Source organism: Pseudomonas sp., from assembly GCF_035277045.1.
In the GTDB taxonomy this organism is placed as follows: Bacteria; Pseudomonadota; Gammaproteobacteria; order Pseudomonadales; family Pseudomonadaceae; genus Aquipseudomonas.
The window spans coordinates 1-8,881 of the sequence record NZ_DATELE010000244.1 but is presented as its reverse complement, the minus strand read 5'-3'; the positions used below and the strand labels follow the sequence as shown (position 1 = coordinate 8,881).

Genomic DNA, 8,881 nt, shown 5'->3' with positions numbered 1-8,881 from the left:
CGAGCAGCTGCGAAGCAGTTTTTTCTGGTTGGCGTTACAACAGCCGATGCTTCGGCCTGGCGTTATTCTGGCTGGGAAAAGGCATTTTGAATATTACAGTGTGGTAATTCTCGCCTGCAGAATGCCTCAAAGAGATAGCCTGCCTTGGACGGGAGTGGCACCATGCCACCTCGGCCGCGCGAGCTGTCACCGTACAGGTATCGAAGCCGACTCCATTCTCTCTGACAAGGATCCGTTGGATGCTTCTAGTTTTGCTCGTGGTCCTCAACGCCATCTGCTTGTTCGGCGGCCTGCTCTTCAACGCCGAGCTGTTGAATGTCGCGGGGGCTGACATCCCGTTGAAGCAACTGCAGACGCTTGAGGTGTACGGCCAGATCCTTGCTTCCGCCAGCGTCTGTCTGTTCGGGTGGCGAGTCTGCATCTGGGCGCATCGCCGCTGGGGCGGCATGAAGTACATCTGGCTGAGCGTTGCGCTGAGCACCGTGGTTGCCGCGCCGACCACCTGGTGGGTGCAAGGCGAAGTCCCTGATCTCATCGCCGAGCAGTTTCCCACCAGCGTCCGGGTCTACAGCCTGTACGCCTACGTCACCAAGAAAGGGCTGCTCTACGACTCGCTGCAGATTCCCGGATTGCCGTATCAGCAATTTCGGGATCAAGGGGAGGGCAAGGCTTTTATCGCCAACCTGGGTGTGCTGATGAGCGTGCAGGGCTCCTACGTCGAAAAGATCGACAGCAACTTCCAGGGATTCGCCACGGCGGTGTTCAAGGGATACACCCGCCGCAATGGTGACGCGCTGTACGAGCGCGTGCAGGAGGAGGTGGTGCCTCCGGCCGAGGACATCATCCGCGCTTACGCCCAGCTGGAAACCTTCCGTGCCACCGGCGTACCTGGCAACGACTGGAGACCGATCCGCTGGCCGCGCGCGGGCGAGGAGCTGGGCTACCGGCCGACCATCGAGGATTACGCGCGCTCCATCAAGCCAGGCCTGCGCAGCCGCGAGGCCATCGTCGCCACCCACGAAGTCCAGTACATGGCCAAGGACGTCCTGGGGCCGCTGTACGTCAGAGGCATGGACATCCTGGCCACGCGCAGCCAGTTCGACAAACAGCTCCCCGGCATCGCGCGCAACATGGCCTTCGACGTGGCGCATACCGACATTCGTGGCGAGCAGGGGCTCAACGTGCTCAAGAACATGTGGTTCGTGCCTTGGTCGTTGTTGAGCGGACTGTTCCTTGGCACCCTCAACATTGTCGGCCTGGTGCTTTCCGCGGGTGAGCGCAGAGGGTTGATACAAGGGCGTCGCTGGCAAGTGCGCTGCGTGGCGATCGCCGCGATCATCGTGCTGCCGTTGATCGCCGGCAACGGCCTTGTCCACTCGGACGGCTACAAGACCGCGTTCCGCAGCATCGAGCGAGGCCCGGCCATCATGGCCGGGGTGTTCCACTGGGCAATGACAGCCGAGGCGATGCTGTACAACTTCACCCGGCCTGTGCTCAGGGCGGAGTGAGTGTTGTAGCGCGATGGGAGGGGGCAAGCAGCGAGCCGGAGGATCAGTCCGGCGAGGGCTTCTCCTTCTTTCTCGCACTGCTGCCTGGAAGTGATTCCACCCACTTGCGGTCCTGCTGTGCATTGCATTTTGGGCAGACGGGGTCAGTGGCGTTCAGGTCGCCGGGTTCGGGTAGCTCTGCTTGGCACTTTGGACATTTGGCCATTGTTGGTTTCTCGGGTATGCCGGGATGGGATCTGATAAGCCATAGCGTACGTTTGGCTGTCCGGCCAATGTGGCGGTGAAATTGCCGAGGGCATTCAGACGGCAGGTCGATGTCCGGAGTCGCGACAGACGCCGTGCGGTGGATCGGTTAGCGTCCCCTGCGACGATTGCGTCGTCCGACGGGGCTGTGGCCCGGCGAGGGCTCCGCCCTCGAATCGCGGCACAAGGCACGCTCCCACAGGGCCCGGCGATGCCGGGCCGGGGGCAGTGAGCACCTTGGTAGAAAACAGTTGCTCCCAAGGGGCCCGGCCGTAGCCGGCATCCAGGAGAGACAGGGCCCAGAGGGCACTTTCTTGCAACATCCCCCACCCAGCTTCTAGCATGGCCGTTTCCCTGGAGAGACATTGCCATGCTGGCTGAGTTGTTCGCGGTACTCGCACCGGTCTTCATCGTCGCCGGCATCGGTTTCGCCTGGGCCCGTAGCGGCCATGCCTATCCCACCGATTTCATCGCCCGCCTGGTCATGACCATCGGCACGCCGAGCCTGGTGCTCTCCACGCTCACCCGCACCGAGCTCGATGCGCAGGCATTCTCCAGCATGGCGATCGCCTGCATGCTGGCGGTGGCGTGCATGGGGATCCTGGGCACTGTCGTGTGCCGTCTGTTTCGCATGGACTGGCGGGTGCTGGTGCCGGCGTTCATGTTTCCCAATACCGGCAACATGGGCTTGCCGATCAGTCTCTATGCCTTCGGCGAGCACGGGCTGGCGTTGGCGGTGGCGTTTTTCCTGACGTTATCGATCTTCCAGTTCACCGTCGGCATCGCGCTGTCGGGGGGCGCTACCTCGGCCCGGGACCTGGTGCGCAACCCGATCGTGATCAGCCTAGCGATTTCGCTGCCGGTCATTTTCCTCGGCCTTGAACTGCCGCGCTGGCTGGGCAACACGGTCGACCTGCTCGGCGGCATGACGATCCCGTTGATGCTGCTGACGCTGGGCGTGTCGCTGGCGAGCATCAAGCTCAATCATGTGGGCAAGGGGATGGTGCTGGGTGGCGCGCGCATCCTGCTGGGAGCCGGGGTCGGATGGGGACTGGGTCATGTGCTGGGGCTTGAACCCCTGGCGCATGCGGTGCTGGTGGTGCAGTCGTCGATGCCGGTGGCGGTGTTCAACTACCTGATGGCCGTGCGGGCCAACCGCTCGCCCGAGCAGGTGGCGAACCTGGTGATGTGTTCGACGGTGCTCTCGTTTGTGCTGTTGCCGGTGATCCTGGCGTGGTGGCTGGGGGTCCTGGGCGGGTGATGGACAAGCCTGTGGGGCCTCGGCAGGCCCGCGCGGTCCTCTGGCGCGGCTTCGCCCACGCGGCGTGAGCGTGCTGCCTGTCGGCTGGCCGCAAATCCCCTGCTGGCTCCATGGCGACCCACTGCAAAAACGATTAACGTAGCGGCCAGTATCAATCTTGCGTAGGTGGGGGCCGTTCTGAAACATCTTTCCCGGGAAGAGCTTGAGGTAGAGGTCGCGCGGTTGCACGGCGTGCTTGCCGATGCAGGCATCGATGCTCACCGTGCGGGCCAGCCCGACCCCTCTTCGCAATGGGCGCCCGCGGCGCTGCGCGAACGCACCCAGGCGCATGTCGCAGGCCTTGCGGTCGAGCAGACCCAGGAGCGTTATCACCTGGCCGCCAAGGCCACCAACGATGCGATCTGGGACTGGGACCTGGTCAGCGACCAGGTGCTGTGGAACGACGCGCTCGAACAAGCCTACGGCCACCGCCTTTCCGACCTCGACACGACCGGGGACTGGTGGATCGCCAATATCCATCCCGAGGACCGCGAGCGTATCTTTGCCTCCATCCACGCCGTGATCGATGGCGACGGCACGGCCTGGACCGATGGCTATCGCTTCGGTCGCTGGGATGGCTCTTACGCAGAGGTGCTGGACCGGGGCCACGTGATTCGTGATGCCAATGGCCAGGCGATCCGCATGATTGGCGCCATGCTCGACCTCACGCGGGTACGTACCGTTGAAAACGCGCTGCGCAAGAGCGAGGAGCGCTACAAGGCGATCGTCGATTCGATCGAGGCGGCGTTCGCGATCGTCGAGGTGCGCTTCGATGCCGATGACCAGCCGGTGGACTACCGCTTCATCGAGGTCAACCCGGCCTTCGAGCGCCAGGCGGGCGTCGACTTGCGGGGCAAGTGGGTCACCGAGTTCGCGCCGGACCTGGAGCCTTTCTGGTTCGAGGCGTACGGTCACGTCGCCAAGACCGGCGAGCCCGCCAATTTCGAGAACTATGCCGAGGCGTTCGAGCGCTGGTTCGATGTACGCGCCGTGCGCGTGGGCGATCCTGTCGACCGCCAGATCGGGCTGTTCTTCAGCGATGTCACCGAGCGCCGAAACGCCCAGGAGCGCCTGCGTGTCAGCGAGGCGCTGGCGCGGGAAAACATCGAGCGCGTGCAGCTGGCCCTGGCCGCTGGCGCGATCATCGGCACCTGGCACTGGCACCTGCCGAGCGACCGCTTCACGGTCGACGAGGCGTTCGCGCGTGCCTTTGGGCTCGATCCGGCGCTAGGGCGCGAGGGCCTGAGCCTGGCGCAGATCGTCGAGACCGTACATCCCGACGACCGCGATGGCCTGGTTGCCGCGATCAACGAGGCCGTCCAGCGCGGGGGCGCGTATGCGCATCAGTACCGGGTACGGCGCGCGGACGGCAAATACTACTGGATCGAAGCCAACGGACGTGTAGACCATGCGGCAGACGGGACGCCGCTGAACTTCCCGGGCGTGCTGGTCGACGTGCAGGATCGCCGTGTGCTGGCGGCTGAACGTGACCGTGCGACCGCCGCGCTGCGGGCGATCACCGAGACGCTCGAACAGCGCGTCGTCACGCGGACGGCCGAACTGATGCAGTCCGAGGAAAAGCTGCGCCAGTCACAGAAGATGGAAGCTGTGGGGCAGCTGACCGGGGGCCTGGCGCACGACTTCAACAACCTGCTGGCGGGCATCTCCGGCTCCCTCGAGCTGATGGCCATGCGCATCCGCCAAGGGCGCCTGGCCGATGTCGACAAATACATCGTGGCCGCCCAGGGCGCCGCCAAGCGTGCCGCGTCGCTGACGCACCGCCTGTTGGCGTTCTCGCGGCGGCAGACGCTCGATCCGCGGCCGACCGCCGTGGATGCCCTGGTCGCCGGCATGACCGAGATGATCCAGCGCACCGTCGGGCCGGGCATCGTGATCGAAACCCAGAGCACCCCGGGCCTGTGGCCGATTCTTGTCGATGCCAGCCAGCTCGAGAACGCGCTGCTGAATCTGTGCATCAACGCCCGCGACGCCATGCCCGCGGGCGGGCGCATCACCATCACCACGGCCAATCGGTGGGTCGATGCGGCCGCGGCGCATATCTACGACACCCCCGAGGGGCAGTACCTGTCGCTGTGCGTGACCGATAGCGGCACCGGCATGACGCCTGAGGTGATCGCCAAGGCCTTTGACCCGTTCTTCACCACCAAGCCGATCGGCCAGGGCACGGGGCTTGGACTCTCGATGATCTACGGGTTTGCACGGCAGTCTGGCGGACAGGCGCGTATCCAGTCGGAAGTCGGGAAGGGTGCGTCGGTGTGCATCTACCTGCCCAGGTACAGCGGCGAGCCGACCGAGGAGGAAGGGGATAGCCAGGCCCCCTCAACGCCGGTCGCGGATAGCGGCGAGACCATCCTGATTGTCGACGACGAGCCCACGGTGCGCATGCTGCTGGCCGACGTGCTGGGGGATCTGGGGTACACAGTGATCGAGGCTGGCGACAGTCTGGCGGGCCTAAGGCTGCTGCGATCGGACATGCGCATCGACTTGCTGGTCACGGATGTAGGACTGCCAGGCGGCATGAACGGGCGGCAGATGGCGGACGCCGGGCGTGAATTACGGGCGGGGCTGAAGACACTCTTCATCACAGGTTACGCGCAAAGCGCCGCTGTCGGTCACGGGCACCTGGGGCCGGGCATGCTGGTGCTGACCAAGCCGTTTACAGCAGACGCGCTGGTCGCGCGGGTACGCGAATTGCTGCTCGAATAGTCTTTAGGCAGCCAGCAACGCCGCCCCCGAGCGGGAGCGGCGGCGTCTGGGGTCTATGGTTTGTCCGAGAAGCCCAGGCCTGAGGACAGATCAGTCCCACCCGCTCCGGTCGTGGAGCTTCCAGGCCCGGTGGGGCTGCTGCCGGGTCCGGTGGTGGTACTGCCCGGCCCGGTCAGGCTGCCTGGCCCGGTCCGCGGTGGCTCGCTCTCGGTATTCACCGTCTGCTTCACCGTTTCCTTGGCCTGGCTGTAGACCTCTTCACCCTTGGCCTTTAGCGTACCGGTCAGCTTGTCGCTGGCATCGCCCAGCAGCTGGTCTTCCTTGCGGGTCGAAGGCAACGCAGCCCCGATCGCGGCGCCCAGGGCGATACCTAGGGCGGCAAGGACCAACGGCTGCTCCTTGAGCAGGTAATCGAACTGGCTTTTCACCACGTCGGCTCCATGGCTGATCTGGTCGCGGGCATCGTGCGCGCTGCGGCGCACGGACTGAGAGGTCTGCCCCAGCGAATCGCTGGTGCTGTGGGTGAAGTCACTGGCCTTGTCCTTGAGCCCGGCAGCCTTGTCCTTGAGGTCATAGGCCTTGGCCTTGGCACTGTCGGTGGCGCTGTGCAAACGGTCACCGGCCTGCGAGAGGGCGTCCTTGGCGCTGTCAGTGGCGCTGTGCAGACGGTCACCGGCATGCGAGAAGGCGTCCTTGACACTGTCGACCGCGCCGCTGAGCCTGTCGCCCAAACCTGGGCCGTGGCTTGCGGGCCCCGGGTTGAACGGCCGGTTCTGGTTCATCGCCAGCCACGCCAGGCCCACGGCGGTGAGCGCCGTGGGGACAGGGTTGTTTTTCAGGGTCGTCCCCAGGTTGCCGAAGAACTCGCCGCCGTTGCCCTTGGTATAGGCCAGCGCCTGGTCGAACAGCTGGCCCGGGCTCAGGCGGCTTTCAAGCGAGTCGACGATATCGCTGATGCGCTCGCGCTTGGCGTTGATTTCTTGCTCGAGAACGTCCGGGTCCTTCTGCGATTCGTGTTCGATCGATGTACTCATGGCAGTTTCCTCTTCAACGCTTCCTTGTCTTGCTGCATGGCATTGAGCGTGCGGTCAGGGGTGAGGTGCGACGGCTCGAACTGCTTCTTGCCCGACTGCAGCATGATGAAGCCGACCACCAGGGTGACCACGCCGACGATCAGCGCGGCCAGCCAGGGCGCAACCACCGTGGCCAGGGCGTACACGGCCGCCATCAGCAGGATGATGAAGCCGGCCAGGATGACGATCGCCCCGCTGGCCACTGCCGCGGTGCCCGCCTTGAGGGTGTTGAGGTTGTGCTGCAATTCAGCCTTGGCCAGCGCCAGCTCCTTGGTGAACAGCTCGGGCACCTCGTGCATCAGCTGGCGCAGCAGGCCACCGATCGAGCCGTTGTCGTGCGCGGCGGGGCTGTCCAGTGGAGTGCCAGGGTTGTTGAGCGGGTCGCGATTCATTACACACCTCCTTTGTAGGGATCGTTCTTCGGCCCGTCGCTCGGCGCGCCCACGCCCGTGCCCAGCGGGTCGACCGGTGTGAACGGCTCATGGGTCGACACATCGCTTGAGCGGCCTGGGGTTACCGCAGGGTTCACAGGAGGCGTCTTGGGCACGGACGACTGATACGGCTCGCTGCCCCCATAGGCCTTGGGCGGCGTGGAGGACGATGGCGTCGTTGACGACGTGGTGGAGGTGTGTGAAGTGCTCGCCGAGGGGCCGTGGCTGGCGCTAGCCCGCAGGAAGCGCGACAGGCCGAAGCCAATGGCCACGCTGCCGGCCAGGAACACCGCCGGGTTGTCGCGTGCCAGCTGCGAGCCTTTTTGCAGCAGCTGCTCGGCGCTCTGGTCGCGCACCTGGTGGGAAAACTCGCCCAGGTAGCGGGCCAGGTCACCCAGGTAGCTCGACAGGCCGAGGCTGTCCTTGCCCTCCAGCGCCGATGCGGCTGACTGCGCGCCTTCCACCAGCGTATCGAGTTGTTCGGCGGCAAAGTCCCGATAATGCTCGAACTGCTCGCTGCCCTGTTCCTTGGCCTCGGTGAGCAAGGAGTTCGCCTCACCGGCGATGTTCTGCAGATGGTCCTTGGCGGCATCGGTCGGTGGCGATGACACTGGATGGTCTGTCTTGTCCATTTCTGTCTCCCTGTTGCTGTTTGAAAGCAGGCATACAACCCGGATTGCCCAGCTACGGTTTTTTGGGTGTTCATTAGGGTGACGGGGAGAGAGTGACCAGAGTTCAACCGGAGGGATGAGTGAGCATCACCAGGTGCCAGGCGGCACAGGTAGGCAAGCTGGATCAGGACTGGCCTGTTCGCCGCGCGACGGCGCCTGCGCAAGCCAGCTCGCAGAGAAGGGGTGGTTTATGGAAATGTGTGAATCAGCTTTTAGCCCTGATGCAACGCCAGGCTCTGCAGCAACCGCTCCAGCATCGCTTTGCGCAGTGCCTCCGGCGCTTGAATGCGCAGTGATCCCGCGTTGGAGAGCAGCCACCACATGAGCTCCAGGCTGTCGCTGACGGTGGCGGCGAGGGTGGCGCCGCCGGAGGCCTCGCCTGTCAGTTGCATGTCGTGCGACAGCGGCGTTTCGGCAAGGCGGTGGGCGAGGGCGTCATCGACCCAGGCATGGAGGCTGATCTGTTGCGGGCGGACGCCAGCGGGCGAGATGTCACCGTCGGCCCGCGCCCAGTGCAATGTCAGCCCTGCGCCCAGGTTCATGCCTGGCACGGCCAGTGTGCGTGCGGGTTGCAGATGCCAGCCGTAGGGCATGTTCCTGTCGTTGCAGCGCAACGGGAAGACCTTCGCCAGCTCGTTCAGGTCGCGCTCCACCGTGCGCTTGCTAGCGGCATGGCCGGCTTTCGCAAGGGCGCCCTGCAGCTGGGCCGCGGTGATGCCCGGGTGACTGGATGGCAGGAGCTTTAGCACCTCCCATTGACGGGCGATGGTGTCGCGAGTGGCGTTGCTGGGCAAGTACGGTTTCCTTGGCGGTATGATAATGGCCATAGTGGCACATAGCTATCTGCCAAGGATAACCGGAGTAGGGGATAGGATCCAACATGCAATGCAGTAGTGGTCCCGCGATCGGCCCCAAAGGGCCGTTGCTG

Annotated in this window: 7 protein-coding genes; 3 read left to right on the top strand and 4 right to left on the bottom strand. The window is 64.7% G+C overall.

Features of this window, described 5'->3' with window-relative positions; all coding sequences use genetic code 11:
• The first annotated feature begins 239 nt into the window (after window positions 1-239).
• The 3 genes from VJS90_RS13965 to VJS90_RS13955 all read left to right on the top strand — a co-directional run bounded on the left by VJS90_RS13965 (window position 240) and on the right by VJS90_RS13955 (window position 5,778).
• Window positions 240-1,508: a hypothetical protein gene (locus tag VJS90_RS13965; RefSeq protein ID WP_324122236.1), complete on the top strand. Its 1,269-nt coding sequence runs from the start codon at window positions 240-242 to the stop codon at window positions 1,506-1,508.
• Between the two features lie 613 nt (window positions 1,509-2,121).
• Window positions 2,122-3,012 (top strand): AEC family transporter, encoded by an 891-nt coding sequence (locus tag VJS90_RS13960; protein ID WP_324122235.1) that lies wholly within the window; start codon window positions 2,122-2,124, stop codon window positions 3,010-3,012.
• A 249-nt stretch (window positions 3,013-3,261) separates the two neighbouring features.
• Window positions 3,262-5,778 carry a PAS domain-containing protein gene (locus tag VJS90_RS13955; RefSeq protein WP_414704941.1) on the top strand — a complete coding sequence of 839 codons (2,517 nt, stop codon included), beginning with the start codon at window positions 3,262-3,264 and terminating at the stop codon, window positions 5,776-5,778.
• Window positions 5,779-5,831: 53 nt separating this feature from the next.
• On the opposite strand, the gene VJS90_RS13950 is transcribed toward VJS90_RS13955, so the two are convergent.
• The 4 genes from VJS90_RS13950 to VJS90_RS13935 all read right to left on the bottom strand — a co-directional run bounded on the left by VJS90_RS13950 (window position 5,832) and on the right by VJS90_RS13935 (window position 8,747).
• Complete coding sequence (locus tag VJS90_RS13950) at window positions 5,832-6,812, bottom strand: DUF3618 domain-containing protein (RefSeq protein WP_324122234.1); 981 nt, start codon at window positions 6,810-6,812, stop codon at window positions 5,832-5,834.
• Window positions 6,809-7,243: a phage holin family protein gene (locus tag VJS90_RS13945; RefSeq protein ID WP_324122233.1), complete on the bottom strand. Its 435-nt coding sequence runs from the start codon at window positions 7,241-7,243 to the stop codon at window positions 6,809-6,811. Before VJS90_RS13945 ends, VJS90_RS13950 begins: the two co-directional genes overlap by 4 nt.
• On the bottom strand, window positions 7,243-7,914 hold the full coding sequence (locus tag VJS90_RS13940; RefSeq protein WP_324122232.1) for a hypothetical protein: 672 nt from the start codon (window positions 7,912-7,914) through the stop codon (window positions 7,243-7,245). The genes VJS90_RS13945 and VJS90_RS13940 overlap by 1 nt, the downstream gene beginning before the upstream one ends.
• A 251-nt stretch (window positions 7,915-8,165) precedes the next feature.
• Window positions 8,166-8,747, bottom strand: a complete 582-nt coding sequence (locus tag VJS90_RS13935; protein ID WP_324122231.1) for a WYL domain-containing protein — start codon at window positions 8,745-8,747, stop codon at window positions 8,166-8,168.
• Between the last annotated feature and the right edge of the window lie 134 nt (window positions 8,748-8,881).

Coding starts and splice junctions, on each gene's coding strand:
- VJS90_RS13960 (WP_324122235.1), top strand. CDS start 2,122: ATGCTGGCTGAGTTGTTCGCGGTACTCGCACCGGTCTTCATCGTCGCC.
- VJS90_RS13950 (WP_324122234.1), bottom strand. CDS start 6,812: ATGAGTACATCGATCGAACACGAATCGCAGAAGGACCCGGACGTTCTC.
- VJS90_RS13940 (WP_324122232.1), bottom strand. CDS start 7,914: ATGGACAAGACAGACCATCCAGTGTCATCGCCACCGACCGATGCCGCC.
- VJS90_RS13945 (WP_324122233.1), bottom strand. CDS start 7,243: ATGAATCGCGACCCGCTCAACAACCCTGGCACTCCACTGGACAGCCCC.
- VJS90_RS13965 (WP_324122236.1), top strand. CDS start 240: ATGCTTCTAGTTTTGCTCGTGGTCCTCAACGCCATCTGCTTGTTCGGC.